At 61.5% G+C, this 26468-nt stretch carries 24 protein-coding genes, 5 tRNA genes, 1 rRNA gene and 1 pseudogene; 25 read left to right on the plus strand and 6 right to left on the minus strand.

Features of this window, described 5'->3' with window-relative positions; translation table 11 throughout:
- Window positions 1-54: 54 nt before the first annotated feature.
- The 4 genes from pstS to pstB all read left to right on the plus strand — a co-directional run bounded on the left by pstS (window position 55) and on the right by pstB (window position 4407).
- A complete protein-coding gene (gene pstS, locus HMPREF0291_RS04635; protein WP_005288696.1) occupies window positions 55-1230 on the plus strand; it encodes a phosphate ABC transporter substrate-binding protein PstS in 1176 nt (391 codons plus the stop codon).
- A gap of 190 nt (window positions 1231-1420) precedes the next feature.
- Entirely contained in the window at window positions 1421-2512 is a 1092-nt protein-coding gene (pstC, locus tag HMPREF0291_RS04640) for a phosphate ABC transporter permease subunit PstC (RefSeq protein WP_005288699.1), read from the plus strand.
- 10 nt (window positions 2513-2522) lie between these two features.
- A complete protein-coding gene (pstA, locus tag HMPREF0291_RS04645; RefSeq protein WP_005288702.1) occupies window positions 2523-3596 on the plus strand; it encodes a phosphate ABC transporter permease PstA in 1074 nt (357 codons plus the stop codon).
- A 37-nt stretch (window positions 3597-3633) separates the two neighbouring features.
- Window positions 3634-4407: a phosphate ABC transporter ATP-binding protein PstB gene (pstB, locus tag HMPREF0291_RS04650; RefSeq protein ID WP_005288704.1), complete on the plus strand. Its 774-nt coding sequence runs from the start codon at window positions 3634-3636 to the stop codon at window positions 4405-4407.
- A 93-nt stretch (window positions 4408-4500) separates the two neighbouring features.
- On the opposite strand, the gene HMPREF0291_RS04655 is transcribed toward pstB, so the two are convergent.
- The gene (locus HMPREF0291_RS04655; RefSeq protein ID WP_005288706.1) at window positions 4501-5247 is read right to left on the minus strand and encodes a phosphate signaling complex PhoU family protein; all 747 of its coding nucleotides are present in this window, start codon (window positions 5245-5247) and stop codon (window positions 4501-4503) included.
- 11 nt (window positions 5248-5258) lie between these two features.
- Window positions 5259-6425 (minus strand): tRNA dihydrouridine synthase DusB, encoded by a 1167-nt coding sequence (gene dusB, locus HMPREF0291_RS04660; RefSeq protein ID WP_005288709.1) that lies wholly within the window; start codon window positions 6423-6425, stop codon window positions 5259-5261.
- 140 nt (window positions 6426-6565) lie between these two features.
- On the opposite strand from dusB, the gene HMPREF0291_RS04665 reads away from it, so the two are divergent.
- The 9 genes and pseudogenes from HMPREF0291_RS04665 to HMPREF0291_RS04705 all read left to right on the plus strand — a co-directional run bounded on the left by HMPREF0291_RS04665 (window position 6566) and on the right by HMPREF0291_RS04705 (window position 14437).
- Window positions 6566-8071, plus strand: coding sequence for an acetyl-CoA hydrolase/transferase family protein (locus HMPREF0291_RS04665; RefSeq protein ID WP_040423503.1), 1506 nt, complete (start codon window positions 6566-6568; stop codon window positions 8069-8071).
- Window positions 8072-8152: 81 nt separating this feature from the next.
- Window positions 8153-8225, plus strand: a tRNA-Lys gene (locus tag HMPREF0291_RS04670).
- Window positions 8226-8315: 90 nt separating this feature from the next.
- Complete coding sequence (locus tag HMPREF0291_RS04675; RefSeq protein ID WP_040423505.1) at window positions 8316-9074, plus strand: glycosyltransferase family 2 protein; 759 nt, start codon at window positions 8316-8318, stop codon at window positions 9072-9074.
- A gap of 40 nt (window positions 9075-9114) precedes the next feature.
- Window positions 9115-9963, plus strand: coding sequence for a phytoene/squalene synthase family protein (locus HMPREF0291_RS04680; RefSeq protein ID WP_005288721.1), 849 nt, complete (start codon window positions 9115-9117; stop codon window positions 9961-9963).
- Complete coding sequence (crtI, locus tag HMPREF0291_RS04685; protein ID WP_005288723.1) at window positions 9960-11507, plus strand: phytoene desaturase family protein; 1548 nt, start codon at window positions 9960-9962, stop codon at window positions 11505-11507. The genes HMPREF0291_RS04680 and crtI overlap by 4 nt, the downstream gene beginning before the upstream one ends.
- A complete protein-coding gene (locus HMPREF0291_RS04690; RefSeq protein WP_005288727.1) occupies window positions 11507-11806 on the plus strand; it encodes a lycopene cyclase domain-containing protein in 300 nt (99 codons plus the stop codon). Before crtI ends, HMPREF0291_RS04690 begins: the two co-directional genes overlap by 1 nt.
- Window positions 11803-12069 (plus strand): lycopene cyclase domain-containing protein, encoded by a 267-nt coding sequence (locus tag HMPREF0291_RS04695; RefSeq protein WP_005288730.1) that lies wholly within the window; start codon window positions 11803-11805, stop codon window positions 12067-12069. The genes HMPREF0291_RS04690 and HMPREF0291_RS04695 overlap by 4 nt, the downstream gene beginning before the upstream one ends.
- Window positions 12069-12603: pseudogene (locus tag HMPREF0291_RS11520) on the plus strand (UbiA prenyltransferase family protein). Before HMPREF0291_RS04695 ends, HMPREF0291_RS11520 begins: the two are co-directional and overlap by 1 nt.
- A gap of 49 nt (window positions 12604-12652) precedes the next feature.
- Entirely contained in the window at window positions 12653-14437 is a 1785-nt protein-coding gene (locus HMPREF0291_RS04705; RefSeq protein WP_005288735.1) for a long-chain-fatty-acid--CoA ligase, read from the plus strand.
- Between the two features lie 5 nt (window positions 14438-14442).
- Here HMPREF0291_RS04705 and HMPREF0291_RS04710 read toward each other — a convergent pair whose 3' ends face one another.
- The gene (locus tag HMPREF0291_RS04710; protein WP_005288738.1) at window positions 14443-15027 is read right to left on the minus strand and encodes a CG0192 family protein; all 585 of its coding nucleotides are present in this window, start codon (window positions 15025-15027) and stop codon (window positions 14443-14445) included.
- Between the two features lie 23 nt (window positions 15028-15050).
- Between HMPREF0291_RS04710 and zupT the strand changes: the two genes are divergently transcribed.
- The 5 genes from zupT (at window position 15051) to HMPREF0291_RS04735 (ending at window position 17295) form a co-directional block, all read left to right on the plus strand.
- Window positions 15051-15827, plus strand: coding sequence for a zinc transporter ZupT (zupT, locus tag HMPREF0291_RS04715; protein WP_005288741.1), 777 nt, complete (start codon window positions 15051-15053; stop codon window positions 15825-15827).
- Window positions 15828-15911: 84 nt separating this feature from the next.
- Window positions 15912-16328: a YccF domain-containing protein gene (locus HMPREF0291_RS04720; protein ID WP_005288744.1), complete on the plus strand. Its 417-nt coding sequence runs from the start codon at window positions 15912-15914 to the stop codon at window positions 16326-16328.
- Window positions 16329-17048, plus strand: a complete 720-nt coding sequence (locus tag HMPREF0291_RS04725; protein WP_005288747.1) for a DUF1345 domain-containing protein — start codon at window positions 16329-16331, stop codon at window positions 17046-17048. It begins immediately after the preceding gene.
- A 93-nt stretch (window positions 17049-17141) separates the two neighbouring features.
- Window positions 17142-17214: transfer RNA gene (locus tag HMPREF0291_RS04730), tRNA-Glu, on the plus strand.
- A gap of 4 nt (window positions 17215-17218) precedes the next feature.
- A tRNA-Asp gene (locus HMPREF0291_RS04735) sits at window positions 17219-17295 on the plus strand.
- A gap of 139 nt (window positions 17296-17434) precedes the next feature.
- On the opposite strand, the gene HMPREF0291_RS04740 is transcribed toward HMPREF0291_RS04735, so the two are convergent.
- Window positions 17435-18010: a TetR/AcrR family transcriptional regulator gene (locus tag HMPREF0291_RS04740; protein ID WP_040423510.1), complete on the minus strand. Its 576-nt coding sequence runs from the start codon at window positions 18008-18010 to the stop codon at window positions 17435-17437.
- 62 nt (window positions 18011-18072) lie between these two features.
- Here HMPREF0291_RS04740 and HMPREF0291_RS04745 point away from each other — a divergent pair, with 62 nt between their 5' ends.
- The 4 genes from HMPREF0291_RS04745 (at window position 18073) to HMPREF0291_RS04760 (ending at window position 19614) form a co-directional block, all read left to right on the plus strand.
- Window positions 18073-18975: a DMT family transporter gene (locus HMPREF0291_RS04745; RefSeq protein ID WP_005288751.1), complete on the plus strand. Its 903-nt coding sequence runs from the start codon at window positions 18073-18075 to the stop codon at window positions 18973-18975.
- Window positions 18976-19089: 114 nt separating this feature from the next.
- Window positions 19090-19163 (plus strand) — tRNA-Asp (locus HMPREF0291_RS04750).
- A 26-nt stretch (window positions 19164-19189) separates the two neighbouring features.
- Window positions 19190-19262, plus strand: a tRNA-Phe gene (locus tag HMPREF0291_RS04755).
- A gap of 55 nt (window positions 19263-19317) precedes the next feature.
- Window positions 19318-19614, plus strand: coding sequence for a GNAT family N-acetyltransferase (locus tag HMPREF0291_RS04760; protein WP_005288754.1), 297 nt, complete (start codon window positions 19318-19320; stop codon window positions 19612-19614).
- A gap of 156 nt (window positions 19615-19770) precedes the next feature.
- Here HMPREF0291_RS04760 and epsC read toward each other — a convergent pair whose 3' ends face one another.
- Together epsC and cysK are read right to left on the minus strand one after the other, a co-directional pair.
- The gene (gene epsC, locus HMPREF0291_RS04765) at window positions 19771-20361 is read right to left on the minus strand and encodes a serine O-acetyltransferase EpsC (protein ID WP_005288757.1); all 591 of its coding nucleotides are present in this window, start codon (window positions 20359-20361) and stop codon (window positions 19771-19773) included.
- A 108-nt stretch (window positions 20362-20469) separates the two neighbouring features.
- Complete coding sequence (gene cysK / locus HMPREF0291_RS04770; protein ID WP_005288760.1) at window positions 20470-21414, minus strand: cysteine synthase A; 945 nt, start codon at window positions 21412-21414, stop codon at window positions 20470-20472.
- A 373-nt stretch (window positions 21415-21787) separates the two neighbouring features.
- Between cysK and ramA the strand changes: the two genes are divergently transcribed.
- The 3 genes from ramA (at window position 21788) to HMPREF0291_RS04785 (ending at window position 26074) form a co-directional block, all read left to right on the plus strand.
- Window positions 21788-22630: an acetate metabolism transcriptional regulator RamA gene (gene ramA / locus HMPREF0291_RS04775; RefSeq protein WP_005288762.1), complete on the plus strand. Its 843-nt coding sequence runs from the start codon at window positions 21788-21790 to the stop codon at window positions 22628-22630.
- 22 nt (window positions 22631-22652) lie between these two features.
- Window positions 22653-23909 carry a UDP-N-acetylglucosamine 1-carboxyvinyltransferase gene (gene murA / locus HMPREF0291_RS04780; protein WP_040423512.1) on the plus strand — a complete coding sequence of 419 codons (1257 nt, stop codon included), beginning with the start codon at window positions 22653-22655 and terminating at the stop codon, window positions 23907-23909.
- A 648-nt stretch (window positions 23910-24557) separates the two neighbouring features.
- Window positions 24558-26074: ribosomal RNA gene (locus HMPREF0291_RS04785) — 16S ribosomal RNA — on the plus strand.
- Window positions 26075-26468: the final 394 nt, after the last annotated feature.

Genomic DNA, 26468 nt, shown 5'->3' on the forward strand with positions numbered 1-26468 from the left:
CACGGTGACTGGCGCGCGAAAACGCGCATCCGTGACCACGGCGGCTTGGGACCGATGCTCAGAAGAAGATCTGAATTCGCACCGGAAAGGTATCCCGTGATCCGTAACATCAAGCGCACCGCCGCTCTCGCCGGCCTTGCAGCACTGACCTCCGTTTCCCTGGTCGCTTGCGGCGACTCCGCAGACAACGGCGACAACTCCAACGACTCCGCAAACGAGAGCACCGACACCGGTGAAATCGAGGGCCTGTCCGGCGAGTCCGGCCAGCTCGTTGCTGAGGGTGCTACCTCTCAGGCAAACGCCATGGACTACTTCGGTTCCCGCTACGCTGAGGCTGTCGACGGCGCCAACCTCGCGTACAACGCAACCGGTTCCGGTAGCGGCATCAAGAACTTCGTGGGCAACCAGGCTGCTTTCGCCGGCTCTGACTCCCCGCTGAAGGAGGACAAGGGCGAGGTTGAGCAGGCCAAGGAGCGTTGCGGTGGCAACGACGCATGGCACCTGCCGATGGTCATCGGCCCGGTCGCTGTCGCCTACAACCTTGAGGGCGTTGAGGACCTGAACCTGTCCATCGACAACATCGTTGAGATTTTCGACGGCACCATCACCAAGTGGAACGACCCGAAGATCGCTGAGAACAACGATGGCGCAGACCTGCCGGACCAGGAGATCTCCGTGATCTACCGCTCTGACGAGTCCGGTACCTCCGACAACTTCCAGAAGTTCCTGTCTGCTGCTTCCGACGGCAAGTGGGAAGGCGAAGGCAAGGCATTCCCGCAGAAGGTCGGCGCTGGTGCTAACGGCTCCACCGCTGTTGCTGAGCAGGTCAACGCCACCAACGGTGCCATCACCTACGTTGAGGCTGGCTACGCCCGCGACCTCGAGCTCGGCGTTGCTAACGTCGACTTCGGCAATGGCCCGGTCGAGCTGAACAACGACACCGTCAACGCTGCTCTGGATAAGGTCGAGTTCAAGTCCGAGGGCAACGACATGGTCGTCGACGCTGACGCTCTCTTCGCCCAGCAGGAGGCTGACTCCTACCCGCTCATCCTGACCACCTACGAGATCGTCTGCTCCAAGTACGACGACGAGAAGACCCGCAACCAGGTCAAGGACTTCCTGACCGTCGTTCTGGAGTCCCAGGACGAAGAGCTCGAGGACGCTGGCTTCATCCCGGTTTCCGGCGAGTTCGCTGACAAGCTGCGTGAGTCTGTCGAAGCCATCAGCTAAGCGCTTTTGATGGTCGCCTAGGACTGCGGTCCTAGCCGACCGGCATACCCCCTGCTACCGAAGTGAGCCGGGGGTATGTCTTTGTGGCAACGAGTTTCTGAGTTCTAACTGAGAAACCACATGTCTTCTTCTGCGGACCCGCATGAGCGGAGCACCGCATTCAGAACTTTCACACAAAGGATTCGTCACTATGGCTGACAACGAATTGCCGGCAACTGAGCACGACGACCGCGGCGCCGGACCTGCCACTCGCGAAGATGCGGTGGTCAGCTCCTCCCAGGCCACACCGCGCGAGAAGGGCCAGGACCCCGCAGTTTCTGACACCCCCGCAACTGGCCACACCTCCGGCGGAGGCGCTGGCGTCAAGCGCCCGGGCGACCGCATCTTCGAAGCTCTCTCCACCATTTCCGCGGCGCTGATCACTGTGATCATCGCGGCCGTCGGTCTGTTCCTCGTGCTGCAGGCGATCAAGCCGCTGCGCCTGAACAAGGAGAACTTCTTCACCTACACCGGTCCCTGGCAGACCTCGAACCTGGAGAACATGCAGTTCGGTATTCCGAACCTGTTCTTTGTGACCATGATGGTCTCGATCATCGCCCTGATCATCGCTATGCCGATCGCCCTGGGCATCGCCATCTTCCTGTCCAACTACGCGCCGAAGCAGCTGGTTCGCCCGCTGGCAACGCTGGTGGACATGCTCGCCGCCGTGCCGTCCATCGTTTACGGTCTGTGGGGTGCGCAGGTCCTCGGCCCAGCACTGTCCGGTTTCTACGAATGGGTCCACGGCACCTTCCTCGGGAACACATTCCTGTTCACTGCGGACGGTAACTCGCCGGCCTTCGCCACCAGCCGTAACATCCTCACCGGTGGCATCGTCCTGGCGATCATGATCCTCCCGGTCATCGCCGCGACTGCGCGTGAGGTCTTCGTGCAGACCCCTCCCGGCCAGATCGAGTCCGCTCTGGCACTCGGTGCTACCCGCTGGGAAGTCATCCGCATGACCGTGCTGCCGTTCGGCCTGTCTGGCTACATCGCCGGCTCGATGCTTGGCCTGGGCCGCGCTCTCGGTGAGACCATGGCGCTCTACATGGTCGTGTCCCCGAGTGGTGCCTTTCGTGGGTCGCTGTTTGACGGCGGCACCACCTTCGCTACCGCGATTGCAAACGCGTCCGCAGAGTTCAACAACGAGGTCTCGGCAGGTGCCTACATCGCTGCCGGCCTGGTGCTGTTCTTGCTGACCTTCATCGTCAACTCGATCGCCCGCGCGATCGTCAACAAGTAGGAGAGTAGCCATGAGCACTGCATATTCCGGCAACTCTGGCCAGCCTGACAAGGCAGACAAGGCCGACAAGGTTGTGAAGGAAGACAAGGTTGTAAAGACCGACAAGGACTCCACCGGCGCCTCCGCTGGTTCGGCCGCGGCAACCGCAACCGCAACCGAAACCGCCACCGAAACCCGCGAGCCGGCTCGCACCAACTCTGACGGGGACAACCCGTTCACCGACATTTCTGGTGGCCGTAAATTCACCAACGGCTTCATGGGCGGCCTGATGTGGCTGGCCATGATCCTCGCACTGATCCCGCTCGGCTGGCTGCTGTTCACCCTTGTCAGCCGCGGCATTGGCCCGATCTTGGACGTCGATTGGTGGACTGAGGACATGGGTGGCGCGCGTACCCGTGCCCCAGGCGGCGGTGCAGCGCACGCCATCGTCGGTACCCTCGTCCAAACCCTCATCGCGTCCCTGTTCTCCATCCCGATCGGTGTCTTCACCGCGATTTACCTGGTGGAGTACTCCGGCGGCAACCGTCTGGGCAAACTGACCACCTTCATGGTGGACATCCTCTCCGGTGTCCCGTCGATCGTGTCCGCCCTGTTCATCTACGCCCTGTGGATCACCATCCTCGGCCAGGAGCGCTCCGGTTTCGCCGTCGCCCTGTCTCTGATCCTGCTGATGGTCCCCATCGTGGTGCGAAATACGGAGGAGATGCTCCGTGTCGTCCCAATGGACCTACGAGAAGCCACGTACGCACTGGGCGTGCCGAAATGGAAGACGATCGTCCGCATCGTTTTGCCGACGGCCCTGTCCGGCATCGTCACCGGCATCATGCTGGCTGTCGCCCGCGTCATGGGCGAGTCCGCTCCGGTGTTGATCCTCGTGGGTTCGACGAAGGTGATGAACGCGTTCAACATCTTCGAAGGACCGCAGTCGTCGCTGCCGCTGTTCATGCTCGACATGTGGAAGTCTGGTTCGGCTCAGGCCGTTACTGACCGCCTGTGGGGTGCTGCCCTCACCCTGGTCCTCATCGTCGTCGCCCTGAACCTGCTTGCTCGCCTCATCGCGTCCAAGTACTCGGTCAAGAAGTAAGCCGCTAACCCCCTTTCACTCTCCAGGAGAAAACACAATGTCTAAGCTCGAGCTCAACGATCTCGACATTTACTACGGCGACTTCCACGCCGTGCAGAGCGTCAACATGAAGATCCCCGGCCAGGCCGTGACCGCATTCATCGGTCCGTCTGGTTGCGGCAAGTCCACCGTGCTGCGCACCCTCAACCGCATGCACGAGGTCATCCCGAACGCCTCCGTCGACGGCGAGGTCCTCCTCGACGGCCACGACATCTACGCCGACAACGTTGACCCGGTTGCAGTGCGCAACACCGTCGGCATGGTGTTCCAGAAAGCGAACCCGTTCCCGACCATGTCCATCGAGGAGAACGTCGTCGCTGGCCTGACCCTCCAGGGTGAAAAGGACAAGAAGAAGCTCAAGGAGATCACCGAGCAGTCCCTGCGCGGTGCGAACCTCTGGGACGAGGTCAAGGACCGTCTGGACAAGCCGGGCGGCGGCCTTTCCGGTGGTCAGCAGCAGCGTCTGTGCATCGCTCGCGCGATCGCTGTCCGTCCTGAGGTCCTCCTCATGGACGAGCCCTGCTCCGCTCTGGACCCGATTTCCACCCTCGCTGTTGAGGACCTCATTCACGAGCTGAAGGACGAGTACACCATCGTCATCGTGACCCACAACATGCAGCAGGCAGCCCGCGTGTCCGACAAGACCGGCTTCTTCTCCCTCGAGGCCACCGGTAAGCCGGGCCACCTGGTGGAGTTCAACGACACCACCACCATCTTCGAGAACCCGGAGCGCAAGGAGACCGAAGACTACATCTCCGGTCGCTTCGGTTAAATCGCTCTTCTTCGGGATACCACGTAAAGCCCTTCGGTCTTCGGGCCGGAGGGCTTTCGCCCTGTTGACGGGGCGTGCGGAACAGTCGTCGGCCTAATCTTCAGCGAAGTAGCGCTCGAGCTCCTGGAAACGTTCGTCCATTTCCACGTCTTGGCCGTCGGAGTCTTTGCTTTCAATGTAGTTTTCCGGGGTCAAGCCAGTGACGAGGAAAACGATGCGTGCGGCGACGTTGACGCAGTGATCGGCGTAGCGTTCGTAAAAACGCGCGATGAGCGCTAGGTCGACGGCGAGGCGGTTGGGGCCTTCCCACTCCCGGCTGGTCAGTGTGGTTAGGAGTTGCTTGTGGGTGTCATCGACAGCGTCATCAAGTTCATTCATCTCCAGCGCGAGGTCCGCGTCGGGGCTGATGAGCTGGTCGTGGATCAGTTCCCCCATCGTGCCCGTGCGTCCGGCGAACTCCACGATGCTTTCGCGTAACGACGCCCCCGGCCCGTCAAGCGGCACCACCGGGTCCGGGTGGCGCAGCCGAGCCGTATTGGCGATGTGCTTGGCCAACGCGCCCATGCGGTTGAAGTCTTCGACAATGTAGATTGACGTGAAGATCTGCCGTAGCTCGGAGGCGACCGGGTTCTCCAGCGCGAGCAGCTGCATGGAGCGGCGTTCGCACCGGTCGCGGATCTCTTTGAGGGAGTCGGCCGCGGTCAGGGCCGCTTCAGCGTCGTCAAGCGATGCCTCGAGCACCGCGGTCGACGCATGCTTCATGATCGCGCGCACAGTGTCGCTCATCCTCTGCAGGTCGCGCGAGAAGGCGTCGAGGTGGTCGCGGTAGGCGGTTCGCATGCTTTATGACGTTACCCGCCCGAGTTCTCAATCTCCGCCCCAACAGGCACCGCGTCATCCTCGGGATCGTCCAGCCACCCTTCGGGCAGAACGACCTTCGCGCTGGAGCCTTTGCGGCCGCGGGCTTCGTCGGCGGCTTCGGCCATGGCGTCGGAGTCGAAAATAGCGGATAGGTGGGAGTGGAGCTCCTCGAGCGTGGACACACGGGCGAGCTCGCTGCGGAATTGGCCGCCGACGGGGAAGCCGCGCAGGTACCAGCCGACGTGCTTGCGTAGCTCGCGGCACCCACGCTCTTCGCCGTTGTGGGCGGCGAGCAGCTCACCGTGGCGGGCCATGATGCGGGCGACTTGGCCAAGCGTCGGTTCTGCCGGAACCACTTCGCCGCGCAGTTGGGCGGAGAGCTGGGCGAAGAGCCACGGCCGGCCAAGGCAGCCGCGGCCGACGACGACACCGTCGCAGGCGGTGCGCTCCATCATCTCTTCTGCGTCGGTGGAGGCGAAGATGTCGCCGTTGCCCAGCACGGGGATCCCCGTGCCGTCCATATGCTCGACCAGCCGGGAGATTTCGTCCCAGTCTGCGGTGCCGGAATAACGCTGGGCGGCCGTGCGGGCGTGCAGTGTGACGGCCGATGCGCCTTCTTCAGCGGCGATGCGGCCGGCATCCAGGTGGGTCTTGTGCTCGTCGTCAATGCCCACGCGGAACTTCACGGTGACCGGAACGCGGCCGTCAGCTGCTTTGACCGCGGCGGAGACGATGTTGCGGTACAGCCCGCGCTTGTACGGAATCGCGGAACCGCCGCCGCGGCGGGTCACCTTGGGCACGGGGCAGCCGAAGTTCATATCCACGTGGTCCGCCATGTCGCCCTCGACGATCATTCGGACAGCCTTGTAGGTGTATTCCGGGTCGACGGTGTACAGCTGCATCGACCGCGGTGTCTCCTGCGGCGCGAATGTGGTCATGTGCAGGGTCTTCTCGTTGCCTTCCACAAGCGCGCGGGCCGTGATCATCTCGCACACGTACAGTCCCGATACCGTGCCCGTGAGATCTTCCTCGATCTCGCGGCACAGCACACGGAACGGCATGTCCGTCACGCCGGCCATCGGAGCGAGGATGACCGGCGAGGCGAGTTCGATGCCGCCGATGCGCAGTTGGGGGGCAGTGGTAATCACAACGCTCATTGTTCCCGCTCGGCCACGCCGGACACAAACCCGGACACGGTCGAGACGCAGGCCACGTTACTTACTAGGTAGTGGCGCAAAAATGCCAGGTGCGTCACAATGGTGTGAAAGAAGCACACGCGACATACAAGGAGTACAAGATGAGCGACCGCATTTCGCACGCGCAGCTGCGGGACAAGGTCATGTCCGCCGACGAGGCTGCCCAGTTCGTCGAGCACGGCGACAAGGTCGGCATGTCCGGCTTCACCGGCGCGGGCTACCCGAAGGCGCTGCCGACCGCCATCGCGGAGAAGGCGAAGGCCGCCCATGATAAGGGCCAGGACTTCAGCATCGATCTGTTCACTGGTGCTTCCACTGCTCCGGAGTGCGACGGCGTGCTGGCTGAGGCGAACGCGCTGCGTTACCGCATGCCGTACCAGTCCGACCCGACGATGCGTAACAAGATCAACTCGGGTGAGATGAAGTTCCAGGACATCCACCTGTCCCACTCCGGCATGATGGTTGAGCAGGGCTTCTTCGGCGACCTCGATGTCGCCATCGTTGAGGCTGTGCGGATCGATGAGAGCGGCAACATCATCCCGTCTTCCTCCGTGGGTAACTCCGTGGAGTTCCTTAACGCTGCCAAGAAGATCATCATTGAGGTCAACGAGTGGCAGTCTGAGGAGCTCGAGGGCATGCACGACATCTGGCTCGTGCCGCCGCTGCCGAACCGCATCCCGGTCCCGATCACCAAGGCCGGCGACCGCATCGGCACCACCTACATCGAGATCGACCCGGAGAAGGTCGTCGCTGTGGTGGAGACCAACGACCCGGACCGTAACGCACCCTTCAAGGCGCCGGACGAGACCTCCGAGCAGATCGCCGGCAACTTCCTGGACTTCCTGGAGAACGAGGTCAAGGCTGGCCGTCTCGCCTACGACGGCTACGTCATGCAGTCCGGCGTGGGCAATGTCCCGAACGCTGTGATGGCGGGCCTGATGGAGTCCAAGTTCGAGAACATCCAGGCCTACACCGAGGTGATCCAGGACGGCATGGTCGACCTGATCGACGCCGGCAAGATGACCGTGGCTTCCGCAACCTCCTTCTCCCTGTCCCCGGAGTACGCGGAGAAGATGAACAACGAGGCATCCCGCTACCGCGAGTCCATCATCCTGCGCCCGCAGTCCATCTCCAACCACCCGGAGGTCATCCGCCGCACAGGCTTGATTGCCACCAACGGCATGATCGAGGCGGACATTTACGGTAACGCCAACTCCACCCACATCAACGGCTCCCGCCTGATGAACGCCCTGGGCGGTTCCGGCGACTTCACCCGTAACGCATTCATATCCTCCTTCATCTCCCCGTCGGAGGCGAAGAGCGGCGCCATCTCCGCCATCGTGCCGTTCGTGTCGCATGTGGACCACACCGAGCACGACGCGATGGTCTTCATCACCGAGTACGGTGTCGCTGACCTGCGCGGCCTGGCTCCGCGCGACCGCGTGGCCAAGATGATTTCGATTGCCCACCCGACCTACCGCCCGCTGTTGGAGGAGTACGTCGCGCGCGCCGCGAAGTCCAAGTACCAGTCCACCCCGCACGACCTGCGTCACGCCTTCGACTTCCACCTCCGCATGGAAGAGACCGGCACGATGAAGCAGGACTAAGTTCCTGCCCGCACTCCGGTCGGCTGAACTTCAGGCCCGATTACTTGCGAGGGGTCCCAAGGGTTTACCATGGGACCCTGCGGGCCTTTAGCTCAGTTGGTAGAGCTACGGACTTTTAATCCGCAGGTCCCGGGTTCGAGCCCCGGAGGGCCCACGATCCGTTGAAGCCCCTGGTCATGATTGGCCAGGGTCTTCGTTGCGCGTGCACCAGGCCGCGCTTGTGTCCCTGGCTTAGACTTGCTGCGTGGCTAGTCCGACAATCGCCGTGGTGATCCCGTGTCTCAATGACGCGGAGTTGCTCGAGCGTTGTCTGCGCAGCATCAACCGGCAACGTCGCGCGGCGGATTTCACGGCCGTCGTCGACAACGGGTCGGACGATGATTCAGTGCAGGTTGCCACGGCGCACGGTGCGACTGTCATCACGGAAGCGCGTCGTGGAATCACATGGGCAGCGGCAGCGGGTTATCACGCGGCATGCGGGTTAGGCGCCGACTACATCGTCCGCACCGACGCGGACGCGTGGCTGCCGGAAACATATCTGGAAACGGTGGAGCAGCAGTGGCGTCACGCTCCTGCCCACACCGTAGGGATCACCGGCCCCGCGCTTTTCGACGGCACACCCCACCTCATTTCCCGCCTCTACCTATCCATCTACCGTCTCTCGGTCGGTTCTGCCCTGGGCCACCCGCCGTTGTTCGGGACCAACAGCTCGTTTCGCACCGAGTGGTGGCAGGCCGTCGGCAGCACGCTGGATCTTGCCGACACTGAATCGCACGACGACATTCAGCTCTCTTTTGCGGTGCGGGCGGGGGAGACGATCCGCTTCGTGCCCGAGCTTGTGGTGGGAATGGACGACCGAGCCCTGCGTGGCCGGTGCCAGGTTCGGCGGCGGTTCGGCCGCGGCTGGCATTCGATGATGCGGGGATTTTCTTCCTCCCCTCCGTGGCAGCGCTTGCCGCAGCGCCTGGCTCAGGCCCGAACGGGAGCCGGTTCAGCGCTGTAGGCTCGGTGGAGTATCTACTGCTCTGCTGCAAAGGCCCGTTGTGACAGATTCCTATCTCGCCCGCTACGACCGCATGGCAGATAGAGCTGCGGCGCAGGTGATCGGGCAGTACTCCACCAGCTTCTCCCTAGCCACGCAGGTGCTCGACGCCGACACCAAGCGCGACATCCGCAACCTGTACGCCGTGGTGCGGATCGCGGACGAGATCGTGGACGGCACCGCCGCTGAGGCAAACGAGTGCCCGGAAACCCTGCTAGATCTCTACGAAGAGCAGGTGCTGCACGCGCCGATGCACCGTTTTCACACCGACCCGGTGTTGCACGCGTGGGCGAACACGCACCGTCGCTGCGGCATTAACGACGATCACGTGCGGGCGTTCTTTGCCTCTATGCGCAGGGATATCACGCAATCGGATTACTCCGAGGAAGACTTGGGGGACTACATTTATGGCTCCGCCGAGGTGATTGGTTTGATGTGCTTGGACGTCTTCCTGCACGGCCACGACCCCACGGACGATGACCGCCGCACGATGGAGGAGGGCGCCCGGGCGCTAGGATCCGCGTTTCAGAAGGTCAACTTCCTCCGCGACCTCGGTGAAGACCGCGACGGTCTGGGGCGCGCGTACCTGGGCACGGAGCTTGACGACGCCGTAAAGCGCACCCTCACCAGCGGCATCAACCGCGAACTCGACCGCGCCCGCACAGCCATCCCGCTCCTGCCTCCTGCAGCGGCACGGGGAGTGGCAGCGGCCGAAGCGCTCTTCCGCGACCTGAACGAGCGCATCGCGGCCACACCGGCGCATGAGGTGGCCGCGACGAGAATCAGCGTGCCTAACCACCGCAAGCTGCTGCTCACGGCGCGGGCAATCAGGAAAGTGAGAACCCAGTGACCCACCCCGAAACAGCGATCGTGATCGGTGCCGGCGTGGCCGGCATGGCCACAGCCGCACTGCTGGCCAAAGAGGGCATCGAGACCACGGTCGTGGATAAGTTGCCCACCCATGGCGGCCGGGCCGGTACGGAATCTGTCGAGGGTTTCCGCTTTGACACCGGCCCCAGCTGGTACCTCATGCCGGACGCGTTCGACCACTTCTTCGCGTTGTTCGGCAAGCGCACCGCCGACGTGCTGGATCTGACACCGCTCACCCCCGCGTACCGGCTGTTTCCCGAGGGCGATGCGCCCATAGACGTCACCTCTGGCCGTGACAACGCCGCCGACCTTTTCGAGTCCATCGAGCCCGGTGCCGGCGCAAAGCTGCGCGCCTACCTCGACACTGCTGAAGAGACCTACGAGCTTGCGCTGGAGAACTTCCTGTACACGACGTTCCGCTCTATCGCGCCGTTCACGCAGATCTCCGGCCATTACAGTAAGTTGGCGCGCTATCTCACCGAGCCGATCGACCGCTTCGTGGCTAGCCGTTTCGCTGACGTCCGCCTGCGCCAGATGCTCACGTACCCGGCAGTGTTCCTCTCCTCGCACCCCGCGCGCACGCCGTCGATGTACCACTTGATGAGCCACACCGACCTCACCCAGGGCGTGCAATACCCCCTAGGTGGGTTCGCCGCAGTGATGGACGCGCTCTACGACATCGCCGTAGAGCAGGGCGTGCGCTTTTCCTTCAATACCGAAGTCGCAGCGATCAACTATTCCGGGCGCACGGCCACAGGCATCACGCTTATCGACGGCCGCACCCTCCCCGCCGACATCGTCATCTCCTGCGCGGACCTGCACCACACGGAGACCCGCCTGCTGCCGAAGAAGAAGCGCACCTACGACGAGAGCTACTTCGCCCCGCGCGATCCAGGTCTGGGCACGGTGCTGGTCATGCTGGGCGTGGAGGGGAAGATTCCCCAGCTTGCGCACCACAACCTGCTGTTCTCCCACGAGTGGGACGACGATTTCGCGGCGGTCTTCGATGGCCCGGTGCCGCAGCGGTCGCTTGGTGCCTCCCGGTCCATCTACGTCTCCAAACCGAGTGCGACCGATCCTGGCGTGGCCCCTGCGGGGCATGAGAACCTCTTCGTGCTCGTCCCCGTCGCAGCGGAGGAGGCCATCGGCCACGGGAATATGTACCGGGAGCAGGCGAGCGAGCAGGTCGAAAGGATTGCTAGCGCTGCCACCCAGCAGATTGCTGATTGGTGCGGGGTTGAGGGGTTGGAGGGAAGAATCGTCGTCAAGCAAACGCTGGGACCGGCGGACTTCGCTGAGCGGTACCACGCGTGGTCGGGCGGATCCATCGGGCCCGCGCACACGTTGAGGCAGTCGGCGTTTTTGCGTGGGTCCAACAAGAGCCGCAAGCTGGACAACCTGTACTACGCCGGCGGAACGACAACCCCTGGTGTGGGTGTGCCCATGTGCCTGATCTCCGCCGAAAACGTGATCAAGCGGCTGCGCGGCGACACGAGCGCAGGCCCGCTGCCGGAGGCGCTCTAATGCCGTTCGCGTACCTGGGGGTGCTGCTGTTCTCGCTGGCAGGCATGGTGATCATCGATCACCGCTGGAAGACTGCGTTCTTCCGTGACTCGCGCCGGGCCTGGCTGCTCTCTCTGGGGTGTGTGGCGGCGCTGCTGTGCTGGGACGGACTCGGCATTGCCACTGGCACGTTCGTGCGCGGCGATTCGCCCTACATGGTGGGCATCGATCTTGCGCCGCAGCTGCCGCTGGAAGAACCGATTTTCCTGTTCTTTCTCACGTACCTGACGATGAACCTGACAGGACTGCTGCGCCCGTGACCTACCTTCTGATTTCTGCCCCGTTCTTGATCGCGGCCGCGGCATTGTGGGCTAGGCGGCGGCCCTGGAAGTTGACCGCCGCGGTGGCCGGCATCCTGTTCGTGCTCACCATCGTCTTTGACAACCTCATGGTGGCAGCAGGCCTGTACGAATTCGGTCACGCCACCACCCTCGGGCTGAACATCGGGCGGATTCCGGTGGAGGATCTGTTCTACCCACTGTTCACAGCCCTGGTGGTCACCGCGTTTTGGGGGCGTGACTGATGCGGGTGCTACGGGGCATTCTCGCGGCGTCGCGGCCGCTGAGCTGGGTGAACACAGCCGTTCCGTTCGCGCTGACTTACCTGCTGGCGCAGGGAGAGTTTTCCGCGCTGCTGGTAGTGGGCTTCATCTTCTTCCTCATCCCGTACAACGTCGCGATGTACGGGATGAATGATGTCTTCGACTACGAATCTGACATCGTCAACCCACGCAAAGGCGGTGTGGAAGGCGCTGTGCTGCCGAAGACCATGCACCGGCTCCGTGGCCACAGAGCTCGGCGCCCGGACGACCACGCGGTTCGCGGGCGTGCTGTACGGTCTGGCGGCCGGGCTGTGCTTCGTGCTGCCGGCCCCGGGGTGGGTTGTGGGACTGCTCGGCCTGGGATACGTGGCCAATACGCTGAAGTTTTGGAACGTCACTGACGCCACGTCGGCGGCAGTGAATCGTGCGTGGAGGGTCTTCCTCTGGCTGAATTACGTGACTGGCGCAGTCGTGACCATCTCGGTGCTTTCGAACGTTCTGGGATTCTCAACCTAAGGGTCGGCGCCCCAGCATGAGGCCGTCGAAGGGGCGTAGGGTGGCGCCTATGGTCGCAGATCGCGCAAACAGCGAAGACAGCAGGAACAACACGAGCACCGGCAGCACCAGAATCAGCCTCAGTAAGGCCGAGGGCAGTCGCCGCAGCGCCGCCGAGAAGCCGTGGCTGCGCTTCTACCCGGAGTGGACCGACCACACGTTGGACTACGGCGACGACACGCTGGCGGACCTCTACGACAAGAATCTCGCGGTGAACGGGCGGAAGCCGGCGACGCGGTTCTTCGGCAGGTCCATGACCTATGCTCAGCTCGACGAGCAGGTCCGCCGTGCTGCCGACGGGTTGCGCAAGGTCGGGGTGGCCCAGGGCGACCGCGTGGCCATCATGCTGCCGAACTGCCCACAGCACGTCGCGGCATTTTTCGCCGTACAGAAGCTCGGCGCGGTCGTGGTGGAGCACAACCCGCTCTACACGGCGAATGAGCTGCGCCCCCAGTTCAACGATCACGGTGCCAAGGTCGCTGTGGTCTGGGATAAGGCCGCCGACACGGCGAAAAAACTCGCGAAAGACACCCCGCTGGAGACGATCGTCAGCGTGGACATGACAAAGGCGATGCCCCTGGTGCAGCGGGTGGCGTTGCGGGTGCCCGTCGGAAAGCTCAAGGAAGCGCGCGCGTCGCTGACAGCGCCGACGAATGACACGCTGCCGTGGGAGAGGTTCCTCGGCGAACCCCGCGCGATCGACACGCCGCGCATGCTTAGCGACGACCCCGCCCTCATCCTCTACACCTCCGGCACCACCGGAAGCCCCAAGGGTGCGCCGCTGACGCACCGCAACTTGCTGGCCAACCCGATCCAGGGGCGCGCGTGGGTCAAGGAGCTGCAGGAACCCGGCCAGCGCATGCTGGCCACGCTGCCGTTCTTCCATGCTTACGGTCTGACGTTCTCGTTGACGCTGACGTTCCTCATCGGCAGCGAACTGATCTTGCTGCCCGCCCCGACGATGGACCTGATCATGGGCGCGATGAAGAAAAAGAACCCGCCGACGTTCGTGCCGGGTGTGCCTACCGTATTTGAGCGCATTGTGTCGACGGCTGAGGAAGAAGGCTCGGACATGTCCGCAGTACAGACGGGCTTCTCTGGCGCGTCATCGCTGCCGGCGGAGGTCATCGAGGGCTGGGAGAAGGCGACCGGCGGCCGGCTCGTGGAGGGCTACGGGCTGACAGAGACGTCGCCGATTCTCATCGGTAACCCGCCGACGGATGATCGCCGGCCCGGGTACATCGGCATCCCGTTCCCGGACACGGAAATCCGCATTGCCGACCCCGATAACCTCGACGAGGAAATGCCCTACGGTGAGGCCGGCGAGATCCTGGCCAAGGGGCCGCAAGTCTTCGGCGGGTACCTGAACAACGATGAGGCGTCAGCCACAGTCTTCCACGACGGCTGGTTCCGCACCGGCGACATGGGCGTGATGGATGAAGACGGCTTCATCAAACTGGTCAGCCGCATCAAAGAGCTGATCATCACCGGCGGGTTCAACGTCTACCCGGCGGAAGTGGAAGAGACGTTGCGCACGCACCCAGACATCGAGGAGGTCACCGTGGTTGGTCGTCCCCGCACGGACGGTTCCGAGGACGTCGTCGCGTGCGTGGTGCTGGCGGAGGGCACGAAGCTCGACCCGGACGGCCTGAAAGAATTCGCGCGTGAGAACCTCACCCGGTACAAGGTGCCGCGCACCTTCTACCACTTTGAGGATCTGCCGAAAGATCAGCTAGGTAAGATCCGCCGCCGCGAGGTGCGTGACGCGCTACTCGCCCGCATCGACGGCGAATAGTCGCGCTAGTCCCAGATGCCGAGGTTCATGAGGATCGCGCCGTCGTCACGCACGAGCGCGAGGTCGCCTTCCTCGGCTTGAGGGATCTCACGGATGAGGCGCTGGATCCGCAGCTGGTAGCGCTTTTCCTCGCCGTCGACGGTGAGAGTGCCCACGGAGTTGAGCATGTCGTGGTTCTCAACGACCACGTTATCGACTGTGACATCCTCACTGCCCGTGCCGCGGACGGCGAAGATCGGCGAGGTCTCAGAGAAGTCTGCACCGTTGTCGCCGGTCAGGATCACCTGCGCGAATTCGCGCACTGCGACAGGGTCTGCTGTCAGGTGTGCCACGGAGCGGCGGCCGAGGACGGAGTGGGTAAGGGGCGTCAGCTCGTCGTCAAGCGCCATGTCTTCCTCGCGGTAGCTGAAGCCGCACTGCGTGAGGTTGCCCTCGTTGTCGGGGCCGACGAGCACCTCGATGCCGACTTTGTCGTCGCGGTCGTACGCGCGGTAGGAGCCGTCGACCTGGGTGATCCTCGAGAATTGGTTGGCGAATTCGTCTTTGGTGGGGTGGAGTTCTGCGTCGCTGTAGATGTTTGCGGTAGCCATAATCCCTACTGTAGGCTTTTCGCATGGCAGAGCTCGCCGTTGCTTTCGGATTCAGCTTGTTCGCAGGCTTATCGACGGGCCTCGGCGGCCTCATCGTCGCCCTCAAGAACACTCCCAGCCAGCGCTTCTTGGCGGGAGCTCTCGGTTTGTCCGCCGGGGTTATGGTGTTCGTCTCCCTGGTGGAACTGCTCCCGGAAGGGGTGGACGGGCTCAGCGAGGCGGGACGCAGCCGCCCCGACGTGTGGGCCGCGGTCGCTTTCTTCGCCGGTATTGCGCTCATCGCTGTCATTGACCGGTTCGTACCGGAAGAGATCAACCCGCATGAGGGGCCGGACGTGCGCGCCGCCGGCCGGATGCGCCGGGTGGGGGTGATGACGGCGCTGGCAATCGCCATTCACAACTTCCCCGAAGGCTTCGCCACCTTCTTTGTCGCGCTGCAGGATCCGGCGTTCGCGCTGCCCATCGCGGTGGCCATTGCGATCCACAACATTCCCGAAGGCATCGCGGTGGCGGTGCCCATGCGTGAAGCGACGGGTTCTAAGTGGCGCGCGGCGTGGTGGGCAACACTGTCGGGTCTGGCGGAGCCACTCGGCGCGGTGGTGGGCTACCTGCTTCTGCGGCCGTTCATTGGTCCCGAGGCGCTCGGTGTCGTGTTCGCGGCAATCGCGGGAGTAATGGTGTTTGTGAGCATCGACAAGCTGCTGCCCACCGCCATTGAGACCGGCCGACACCACACCGCCATATACGGTTTTGTCGCCGGCATGGCTGTGATGGCAGTGAGCTTGCTTTTGCTCGCCTAGTTTCAAAGCCTCAGCAGGTCATGCTCAACCTCGAATCCGTAAAGCACGACCTGTAACTCGCTTTTGCTCGCTAAAGTGACGGGTATGGCTCTCCTTCGACTGATCCTCAACATCATTTGGCTGATCACCGCCGGTATCTGGTTGTTCCTTGGCTACGTTCTCGCCGGCGTGTTGGCCTGTCTGCTCATCGTGACCATCCCGTTCGGTCTGGCGTCCTTCCGCATCGCCGGGTACGTGCTCTGGCCGTTCGGCCGCGAAGTTGTTGACACCGGCCAAGGCGGGGGCTTCAGTCTGATCGGCAACGTCATCTGGTTCATCGTTGCTGGCCTGTGGTTGGCACTCGGACACATCGCCACTGCTCTGGCCCAGGCGATCACAATCATCGGGTTGCCGTTGGCGTGGGCGAACCTGAAGCTCATCCCGGTCACCTGCTTCCCCTTCGGCAAGACCGTCGTGGGCTCCCACGACAACCGATCCACCATGGTGCCAGTCACCCGCTAGATGAGTGAGAAAGATTTCCGTGGCGCCTCGGAGGTCACCCGGTACGCGGTGAGCACCGTCCTCGCATTCGGCGCGATCATCATGCTGCGGTTGCTGCTCCCGCGGGAAATGCTCGCGCAGCATTCGGAGATGGTGATCATCAGCACCTACCTGACTTACTGGGTCGTCTACGTCACGATCTTCGGCTGGTGGACGGTGCGCCTGCTCTCGCGCCTCAACCCGGCTGAGCTGCGGGCATATGCGCGATCCGAGCGTGCCTCCGCCGAGAGTAAGTGGGTTAAGGGGTGGGGAATCAAGGGGGCCGCGAACCTTTCCGGCCTCGGCGCGATCGTGGCGATGGCCGCGGCGATCGCGATGAGCCGCTTCGATGTTTTCCGGGAGGATTGGCGCTGGTTGGCAGTCGGTGGTATCGCGGTGGTGTGGTCGTGGGTGTTCATGATCGTCACCTACGCGGCGGAGTACCTCGAGCTCGACTATCGGTACCGGGCGGAAGGGGAGCAGCCTATGTTCGACTTCTCCTATTTGGATGGGGAGCCGCTCTTCGGCGACTACCTGAACCAGGCAGTGATGGTGTCCACGATGGGTGCAAGTGTTCCCGCCACCCCGACAAACAGGCACGCCTGGAAAGAGATCCGCTACAACACTTTGATTGCCTTCACCTTCAACACCATGGTCATCGCCATGGTGGTCTCCGTCTTGAGTGCTACTCTCGCCGCATAAATAGCTGACCACCTGTGCATTTGGAGGGGGTTGACGGGCCGGTTTATGATAGGCAAGCTGTCCAGCGGACGGCGAACAAGTCAATACGGCTTTGCCCCCATCGTCTAGTGGCCTAGGACTCCGCCCTTTCACGGCGGCAACACGGGTTCGAATCCCGTTGGGGGTACGAAGGCCCTGTGGCGCAGTTGGTTAGCGCGCCGCCCTGTCACGGCGGAGGTCGCGGGTTCAAGTCCCGTCAGGGTCGCCATGTGCCCCGAGGGTTTCCTCGGGGCTTTTTGCTTATCGACGATTAACCTGCAACCTCCGTGAATCGCCGTACGGCTGCAGTACCTCGCCTGAGGGCACGGGGTAACCGGGCCCATGAAGAAGGAGACCAGCGTCTTCTTCTACGACGTGATAAGTCGTTGTGCCCCCGCTTTGGCACGGTCAAGCGATCCGAAGTCGCCGAATATGGCCGCGCAAACCAACGCGCCTTCGTATAACTCATGAACGAGTTCACCAGTTTGTGTGTCGCCAGTTAACGCGACGAAAAGAGTGCGCATCCACCGCTTCTCGCTCTGAATCACTGCTTTCAGTTCTGCGCCGCAGTCGTTGCCAAGCTCGACCCATGCGTTCACGAACCCGCACCCTCGAGGGTTGTTGGCGATCCATTCTTGGGTGAGATTGAACACTGATTCGACAGTGTCCGATCCTGCTTTCTCTGCCTCATCGACGCTGTGCAGCACTAGTTGTTGCCACTGATTCGCTCGAGCAGTGAGATACGCGCAAACCAGCCCGTCCTTGGACCCGAAGCGCTGATAAAGCGTTCGCTTTGTCACGCCAGCGTTCTCCACGACGAGGTCCAAACCGGTTGCGGCAATACCTTGTGAATAAAACAAATCCGTAGCTGCCAGCAGAATTCGTTCACCAGCCGGGGTGGTGCTGGGTTTTGGGAATGGACTGAGGTGCGCTAGATCAACCAATTCTCGCTCCTTCGGGGAGGGTACATTGACAGTATACCGACCGGTATATTTACCTATCTTTCATGAAGCCAATTCTCATTTCAATCGCATTCATCATCTGCTGGAGCTCCGGGTTCGTGGGTTCCCTTCTGGTAGGTGAAAATGCCTCGCCTATCGGGTTGTTAGCGTGGCGATACATTGCCACGGCTGTGCTACTCGCCGGGGTCATTTTGTTTCTCCGAAGCGCTCAGCGTCCGGCAAAAGCTCGCCTGTTGCCAGACCTGACGAGATCCGCTTGGAAGCATCAAATCTTAATGGGGGTTCTCTCTCACGCGATCTTTCTTGGCGCCGTTTTCTGGGCTTCAGACCTAGCTATTGATCCCGGGATTACCTCTCTTGTGTGTGCCTTGCAGCCGATTCTCGTCGCGGCTGTGGGGGCGCGTCTGTGGGACGATCCTTTCAACTTCCGGATGGCGGCTGGCCTGGTGCTAGGCCTAGTCGCAGTCGGATTGGCTGCCGGTTCAATCGATTTTTCTTCCACGTCGGTGTTTGGGTTGTTGTTACCGTTCGTCGCTTTGTTGGGATTGTCCGCGAGCGCGCTCCTTGAGCGGGCATCGGATGCTCAAGCAAGCATCGTGCAGGCCCTCGCCATACAGACGGCTACCGCAGCTGTGATCTTCACGGGAGTCGCGTTGGCGATGGGGGACATGGGTGTCCATGTCAACGCTGACTTCGTCTGGGCGATGGTTTGGCTCGTGTTTCTTTCTGGCATCGGTGGCTACGCAGCTTATACAGCATGTTTGCGGACCATGGGGTCGACCATGACTAGCTTGTTACTGTTCGTGACCCCGCCGGTTACTTCTTTCTGGACATGGTTGATGTTTCACCAGCCGGTCAACGCCGGTCAGATCGCGGGCATGGTTCTCGGGATTGTAGCGGTAGCGCTCACCGTGAACGGAGAACGCCGTGAGCGGAGCAACACTTGAGAAAATCGTAGTTGTTCTGGCGATTTGTTAGCTTAGTCAGCGTCTGTGTAAGCTATTAACTCGTGCAAGACGCGGAAATCAAGTAGCCGCGGAAGTGCGAAAACAAAAGAATAAGGCCCTGTGGCGCAGTTGGTTAGCGCGCCGCCCTGTCACGGCGGAGGTCGCGGGTTCAAGTCCCGTCAGGGTCGCTGAACTGCTTAGTTTCAGCGGTTCCGGCCAGATAGCTCAGTTGGTAGAGCACACGCCTGAAAAGTGTGGGGTCGCCAGTTCGATCCTGGCTCTGGCCACGGAATGAATCCCTCCGCGAAAGCGAAGGGATTTTTTCGTCTGTAGGGTCGTGCCATGAGCGATAACCAGAACAACGACTACAAGGTCGAGCACAACGAAGCTGGGCACCGTTACGTCATCGAGGTCGACGGGCAGCAGGCAGGGTTTGCCAACTACCACGAGACGGGTGACGTGCGGGATTTCAACCACACCGTCATCGACCCGGCTTTCCGCGGGCAAGGCCTGTCCGGCAAGCTGATCAAGGAGGCGCTCGACGACACCCGCAGCGCTGGCAAGCAGATCGCGCCGTCGTGCTCTGCCGTGGAAAACTTCATTGCGAAGAATCCGGAGTACAACGACCTCGTGTCGTAGTTGCCCTTGCCAACATAACGCCGTGGACACGAGCAGCTAGAAACAACTAGCTAGAACGTTTCTTTCTTGGCGAGAAATGTAGCCTTCTAGTCGATTGGCTCTAGCTAACCGGAGATTTCGGCAAAAGGGCGGCGGCTGTACCACCGCACTCGTGACCTAGATGACGTAGTTCGAGTCGTTCGCCACGTAGGCGTCCGGGTCCACCAAGTGCTTACGCTCGTCTTGCATGCGCGGGCGGAATTTGGCGGGGATGCCGATGGCGATGCAGTTGGCTGGGACGTCTTTTGTCACCACAGCGTTGGCGCCGACAGCGGAGCCCTCGCCAATCGTGATCGGGCCCAGTACCTTCGCGCCCGCACCGATGGTGACGTTGTCGCCGATGGTGGGGTGGCGCTTGGTCTGCGTGAGCACCTGCCCACCCAAGGTGACCCCGTGGTAGAGCATGACCCCGTCGCCGATTTCTGCGGTTTCGCCAATGACGATGCCCATTCCGTGATCGATGAAGAAGCGGCGGCCGATCGTGGCGCCGGGGTGGATCTCTACACCAGTGAGGAAGCGGGTGAACTGCGCCAGCACACGCGCGGGACCCTTGTGACCGTTCATCCACAGTTTGTGGCTGATTCGGTGCGACCAGATGGCGTGAAGGCCGGAGTAGACAATGGCGTTCTCCACGTCACCCCGGGCGGCGGGGTCATGCTGCCGGGCGTTTTCCAGGTCCTCACGGATTGCGCTGATCACCTTGAACATGTCGCCAGAGTTTAGCAGCGCGAATAGGAACGCCCCCGCGGCCCTGCGGGTTTAGATTCACAGGAGGCGGGGGCGGTGACGGGGTGGTGAGCCGTCGATAAGCAATGCTTAGTCGCGGATGTCCTCGTACAGAATGGTGGAGATGTAGCGCTCGCCGAAGTCGCAGACGATGGTGGCGATGGTCTTGCCGGCGTTCTCCGGGCGGGACGCGACCTCAAGCGCAGCCTTGATGTTGGCGCCGGTGGAGATGCCGCCCAGGATACCGTCCTTGGCTGCGAGCTCGCGGGAGGTGGACACGGCGTCCTCGTTGGAGATGGCGATCACTTCGTCGATGATCTCGCGGTCGAGGGTGCCCGGGACGAAGTTCGCGCCCATGCCCTGGATCTTGTGCGGGCCAGCGGTGCCCTCAGACAGGAGCGGGGACGCGGACGGCTCGACAGCGACGAGCTTGATGTCCGGGTTCTTCTCCTTGAGGTACTTGCCGGCACCGGAGATGGTGCCGCCGGTGCCCACGCCTGCGACGAGAATGTCGATCTCACCGTCGGTGTCGTTCCACAGCTCCGGTCCGGTCGTCTCGTAGTGGACCTTCGGGTTGGCTTCGTTCTCGAACTGGCGGGCAAGGATGGCGTTTTCGGTCTGCGCGACAATCTCGTCTGCCTTTTCGACAGCACCCTTCATGCCTGCGGAGCCCGGGGTGAGCTCGATCTGCGCACCGTATGCGCGCAGGACAACGCGACGCTCGACGGACATGGTTTCCGGCATGGTCAGGATGACCTTGTAGCCGCGAGCTGCACCGACAAGCGCGAGGGCGATACCGGTGTTGCCGGAGGTTGCCTCGACGATGGTGCCGCCCGGCTTGAGTTCGCCGGAAGCCTCAGCAGCGTCGATGATTGCGCGGCCGATGCGGTCCTTGACGGAGTTGGCCGGGTTGTAGAACTCCAGCTTGCCCAGAACACGTGCGTTAGCGGCGTCGGTGTCCTTGGTAATGCCGTTGAGCTGGACCAGCGGGGTGCCGCCGATGGTGTCCAGGATGTTGTTGTAAATGTTCGCCATGAGGTAGCGCTCCTTGCGTTGGTCGCATGTGTCTTTTTTGGGCGGTAGCGCGGGTGCTCCGCTCACGAAAACTGATCGTACATCAATTCGCGCAGAAATCTAGACCGCTCGGTATAACTATGTTGAACCGACCTGTTTTGTGGCGGTGACGTGCGCGGGGGCACCCACTCGGGGGAGAGGGATGGTAGCTTCGTCCGGTGATTCGGGCATTCCGACATGTCAGTGCACATGTCAACGACGTGCCTTAGGGGAGGGGTCGCAATTTGGTTACCCCCATAACCGGGTTATTATGGACCTCATCCGCACACCGAACCAGATGTCGCCTTGAGTCGGGGAATCACTTGCAGTGGGGCGCTCTGATGAAGGAGAACGAATGGATCCGCACCGGGTCAAGGACGATGAGGACGCAATCCGCGCCTCGCTGACGTCCCTTAAGACCGCGACCGGAATCCCGGTGGCCATGTACGGCACACTGCTTGCAGACAACCGGCTGCAGATCACCCAGTGGGTGGGGCTGCGCACAACGTCGCTGCATAACTTGGTTCTGGATCCGAACCAGGGCGTCGGCGGGCGTGTTGTGGCTACCCGTCGCGCGGTGGGCGTGTCCGATTACACCCGCGCGAACGTCATCTCCCACGAGCACGACGTATCGATCCAGGATGAAGGCTTGCACTCTGTGGTCGCTGTGCCTGTCATCGTGCAGCGCGAAATCCGCGGCGTCCTGTACGTAGGTGTGCATTCACCCGTGCGGCTGGGGGAGAAGGTCATCGAGGAAGTCACGATGACAGCGCGCACGCTTGAGCAAGACCTCGCGGTCAACTCCGCTTTACGACGAGCCGAGGGCGGCAAAACTGCCACCGCTAAGACCGGCCGCGTGATGAACGGGGCCGAGTGGGAACAGGTGCGTGCGACCCACTCCAAGCTGCGCATGCTGGCGAACCGTGTGGAGGAAGGTCCGGTCCGCAAGGAGCTGGAGCAGCTGTGTGACCAGATGGTCTCCCCGGTGCGTGTCAAACAGGCGACGAAGCTGTCTGCTCGTGAGCTGGACGTTTTGTCGTGCGTCGCTTTGGGGCATACGAACGTGGAGGCCGCCGAAGAAATGGGCATCGGCGCAGAGACGGTGAAGTCCTACCTCCGCAGCGTGATGCGCAAGTTAGGAGCCCACACGCGCTACGAGGCTGTGAACGCCGCACGCCGGATTGGCGCACTGCCCTAAAACTTTCATTACCCTGGGTGCCGTGAAACAGCGATTTCTGGTCCAAGGTGGCACCCGTCTGCAGGGCTCGGTGCGAGTTGAAGGCGCGAAGAACAGTGTGCTCAAGCTCATGGCAGCGGCCCTTCTCGCGGAGGGAACAACGACCCTGAACAACTGCCCCGAGATTCTCGACGTCCCGTTGATGAAGAAGGTTCTCGAGGGCTTGGGCTGCCAAGTGGAGATTGACGGCACAGTCGTGCGCATCCACTCGCCAGCGTTCATCTCATCTCGTGCTGACTTCGACGCGGTGCGGCAGTTCCGTGCGTCGGTAGCGGTGCTCGGGCCGCTCACTGCGCGCTGCGGCGAGGCCATCGTTGCGCTGCCCGGTGGAGACGCGATCGGTTCACGTCCCCTGGATATGCACCAATCGGGTTTGGAGAAGCTCGGTGCGACGACGCACATCGAGCACGGCGCTGTGGTTGCCCGCGCGGACAAACTGCGCGGTGCGAAGATCAGCCTCGACTTCCCGTCCGTGGGCGCAACAGAGAACATTCTCACGGCCTCGGTTCTTGCGGAAGGTCAGACGATTCTGGACAACGCCGCCCGCGAGCCTGAGATTGTGGATCTGTGCGAGATGCTCAATGAGATGGGCGCGCGGATCCAGGGTGCGGGCACGTCGACCATCACTATCGACGGCGTGGAGTCGCTTCGCCCGACGGAGCACACCGTCGTCGGTGACCGCATTGTCGCAGGCACCTGGGCCTACGCGGCCGCGATGACCCAGGGTGACGTGACAGTCGGCGGCATCGCCCCGCGTCACCTCCACCTCGCTTTGTCAAAGCTGCGGACTGCAGGCGCTGACGTGGAGACCTACGACCAGGGCTTCCGCATCCGGATGAATCGCCGCCCTCAGGCGGTGGACTACCAGACGTTGCCGTTCCCCGGCTTTCCTACTGACCTTCAACCCATGGCTATCGGCTTGAGCGCTATCGCCGACGGCACATCGGTGATCACGGAGAACGTCTTCGAATCGCGTTTCCGCTTTGTCGACGAAATGCTCCGCCTGGGTGCTGACGCCACCGTTGACGGCCACCACGTTGTCCTGCGCGGCGTGAACGAACTCTCCTCCACCGACGTGTGGTCCTCCGATATCCGTGCAGGCGCCGGCCTTGTTCTCGCTGGTCTTGTCGCCGATGGGCAGACCGTCGTCCACGATGTCGAGCACATCGACCGCGGTTACCCCTACTTTGTCGAGAGCCTCAATGCGCTCGGCGCCAACGTGCAACGAATTAGCGTTTAAAACGCTTATCGACGGCACCTAAAAACCGTGTTTGTGCTGGGGGTTTGTGTTGTTGGTGGTTGGTGTGTAGCTTTATGTGAGTCAGCGTGACCGACAACGCCCCGCCGGACAGTGTGGTTTGGTGAGATGGCGGTAGGAAAACAATCGTTGGCAGGGATCTGAAACATTTTCACTGGGTATCAAGTGATTTGCTTGGTGTGGTGGTGGGTGTGTAGGGTCGTCCGAGCTACTTCAAGCAGGTCCGATTGGTTTCGGGTGTGTTTGGGTGTGCGTGTGTTGTGTGAGAACTCGATAGTGTGCCAATGTTTTTTGGTTGGTTGTGTGCGACCTTTTTGATGCCTGCACGTGTTTTGTGTGTGGTGTGTGCTGGTCGGTGGTGCCTGAACCTATTGATGGGGTGTCACTGTGCTGGTTGGTCGTGTGTGACTGATTGGAAATATATTTTTTGTCGTCCCTGTTCTTCCTCGTCGGATGTGGGGGCGGCTGTTTTGGATGAACCTTTTGGTTTGTCTAGTAATTTTAGGATTGCCAGTTCACGCACTGGCGCTGCGGATGTTTGTGTTTGTGGTGTTTGTGTGTGGGTGGTTTTGTTTTGGTTGGGTTTTGGGCTTTTCACGGCCTGTTTCACTGTGTTTTGTTGAAACTGTTTTTGTGGAGAGTTTGATCCTGGCTCAGGATGAACGCTGGCGGCGTGCTTAACACATGCAAGTCGAACGGAAAGGCCGAAGCTTGCTTCGGTACTCGAGTGGCGAACGGGTGAGTAACACGTGGGTGATCTGCCCTGCACTTTGGGATAAGCCTGGGAAACTGGGTCTAATACCAGATAGGACCACGTCTTGGATGGTGTGGTGGAAAGTTTTTTCGGTGTGGGATGAGCTCGCGGCCTATCAGCTTGTTGGTGGGGTAATGGCCTACCAAGGCGTCGACGGGTAGCCGGCCTGAGAGGGTGTACGGCCACATTGGGACTGAGATACGGCCCAGACTCCTACGGGAGGCAGCAGTGGGGAATATTGCACAATGGGCGCAAGCCTGATGCAGCGACGCCGCGTGGGGGATGACGGCCTTCGGGTTGTAAACTCCTTTCGCCAGGGACGAAGCGTCAGTGACGGTACCTGGATAAGAAGCACCGGCTAACTACGTGCCAGCAGCCGCGGTAATACGTAGGGTGCGAGCGTTGTCCGGAATTACTGGGCGTAAAGAGCTCGTAGGTGGTTTGTCGCGTCGTTTGTGTAATACCGCAGCTTAACTGCGGGGTTGCAGGCGATACGGGCATAACTTGAGTGCTGTAGGGGAGACTGGAATTCCTGGTGTAGCGGTGGAATGCGCAGATATCAGGAGGAACACCGATGGCGAAGGCAGGTCTCTGGGCAGTAACTGACGCTGAGGAGCGAAAGCATGGGTAGCGAACAGGATTAGATACCCTGGTAGTCCATGCCGTAAACGGTGGGCGCTAGGTGTGAGTCCCTTCCACGGGGTTCGTGCCGTAGCTAACGCATTAAGCGCCCCGCCTGGGGAGTACGGCCGCAAGGCTAAAACTCAAAGGAATTGACGGGGGCCCGCACAAGCGGCGGAGCATGTGGATTAATTCGATGCAACGCGAAGAACCTTACCTGGGCTTGACATGCACCGGATCGCTGCAGAGATGTAGTTTCCCTTGTGGCTGGTGTACAGGTGGTGCATGGTTGTCGTCAGCTCGTGTCGTGAGATGTTGGGTTAAGTCCCGCAACGAGCGCAACCCTTGTCTTATGTTGCCAGCATTTGGTTGGGGACTCATGAGAGACTGCCGGGGTTAACTCGGAGGAAGGTGGGGATGACGTCAAATCATCATGCCCCTTATGTCCAGGGCTTCACACATGCTACAATGGTCGGTACAACGCGCAGCTACTTCGTGAGGAGGCGCTAATCGCTGAAAGCCGGTCTTAGTTCGGATTGGGGTCTGCAACTCGACCCCATGAAGTCGGAGTCGCTAGTAATCGTAGATCAGCAACGCTGCGGTGAATACGTTCCCGGGCCTTGTACACACCGCCCGTCACGTCATGAAAGTTGGTAACACCCGAAGCCAGTGGCCCAAACTTGTTAGGGAGCTGTCGAAGGTGGGATCGGCGATTGGGACGAAGTCGTAACAAGGTAGCCGTACCGGAAGGTGCGGCTGGATCACCTCCTTTCTAAGGAGCATTACTTTTTATTGGCCCCGCATGGTCAGGTAGTTACCTGTACTGGGTGTGGGGTTGGGCTGTTGAGTGTCCGTGTGTGGTGCTGCAGACCCGTATTTTTGTGAAAATGTCCAGGTGGACACGCACCCGGGGGGCATGGATGCCTCCAGGAGAAGCACATGATTCATGGTGTGGGTGTCGCATGATTGAGCAATCAACCGGTTTTTGTCAGAAGCATTGGTGCGCTGTTGGGTGTCTGGGGCAGCACATGGTGCCCGCACACTTGTGTGTGGGTGGTTGTCCTTGTGGCCCGGATAGATACGAATGTCACTGTGGTGGTGTTTGTGTCTGCTGGGTGTGGTGTGTGAGAACTGTATAGTGGACGCGAGCATCTTTCTTCTTTGAA

Origin of the sequence: Corynebacterium genitalium ATCC 33030 (assembly GCF_000143825.1) — a bacterium.
In the GTDB taxonomy this organism is placed as follows: Bacteria; Actinomycetota; Actinomycetes; order Mycobacteriales; family Mycobacteriaceae; genus Corynebacterium; species Corynebacterium genitalium.